The following is a 1,152-nucleotide window of genomic DNA, read 5'->3' as shown; positions in this document are numbered from 1 at the left end:
TTGCTGTCGAACGCGTGTTCGAGTATGATCATGGGCATGACCACAACTCTTGGTTTCAACCCGAAAGCTGCTCGTGTTCTTGATGCCGCCTTCGATGAGGAGGTATCACTTCGTCGGGCGCAGGGGCGTCAGGTGCGTGCGTTAGCGGAGTTCGCTGCTATCGGCGGGTCGCGAAGATCGGTGACCGAGGAGGTCGCTTTGTGCTTCTCGGTCTCTCGCAACCAAGCCGCCCTGCTGCTGGAAACCTCGTGTGCGCTGGTGGCCCGTCTGCCGAACACGCTGGCGGCACTGGAAAAAGGTGACATCGATCTGTACAAGGCGTCGAAGGTCACCCAGCTGACCCGCGAGGTGTCGGACGAGGTCGCCGCACTGGTGGACGCGTGGATGGCGGGGCGGCTGGCTGGGCGTGATCCTTCGGCGATTCGTGGTTCGGTGGACTACGCGGTGCAGAAGTTCGACCCCGACGGCTATCGGGACCGAGCGGAGACGAAACGCGCCTTACGGCATATCGCGTTGAAGCACGAGGACGAGACCATGTCCACCCTCTCCGGTTTCCTGCCGTCCGAAGTGGCATCCTCGATCTACGCGTCGATCAGCCGCGCCGCCCAGGCCCGCCGGGCGCAGGACACATCCCGCACCCTCGATCAGCACCGCGCCGATATCTTCGCCGAACGCTTGCTGGCCGAGGATGGTCGCGGGAAGCCCCGGGCGCATATCCACGTGTATGTGGATTTCCTGACCTTGGCCGGTGTGCGTGAGGATCCCGCGGTCCTGGCCGGGTACGGGCCGATTCCGGACTGGCTGGTGCGGGAGATCGCTTCAGATCCGGGTTCGACGTGGTCCCGGTTGATCACCGACCCCGCCACCGGGCAAATCCTCGAGGCCAGCGCCGGAACCTATCGATCCCCGGCGTCGCTGGCCCGGTTGATCAGGGCGCGGGATCGGGAATGCACCCATCCCGGGTGTCATCGTCCGGCGGAGTTCTCCGAGATCGACCACATCACCGGCTGGGCCCGTAACGGCACCACAGATCACCACAACTGCCACGGCTCCTGCAAAACCCACAACCTGCTCAAAGAAGAACCCGGCTGGTCAGCCGAACCCACCGGCAACGGCGGCATGACCATCACCACCCCCAGCGGACACACCTAC

General features: G+C 64.3%; 1 protein-coding gene. It reads left to right on the top strand.

Annotation, left to right across the window (positions count from 1 at the left end; all coding sequences use genetic code 11):
* Positions 1-180: 180 nt before the first annotated feature.
* On the top strand, positions 181-1,152 hold a 972-nt coding region (locus BS329_RS41560), incomplete at its 3' end, for an HNH endonuclease signature motif containing protein (protein WP_341866364.1).

Source organism: Amycolatopsis coloradensis (assembly GCF_001953865.1).
Taxonomy (GTDB): domain Bacteria; phylum Actinomycetota; class Actinomycetes; order Mycobacteriales; family Pseudonocardiaceae; genus Amycolatopsis; species Amycolatopsis coloradensis.
This window is presented reverse-complemented; position numbering and strand designations above follow the sequence as displayed.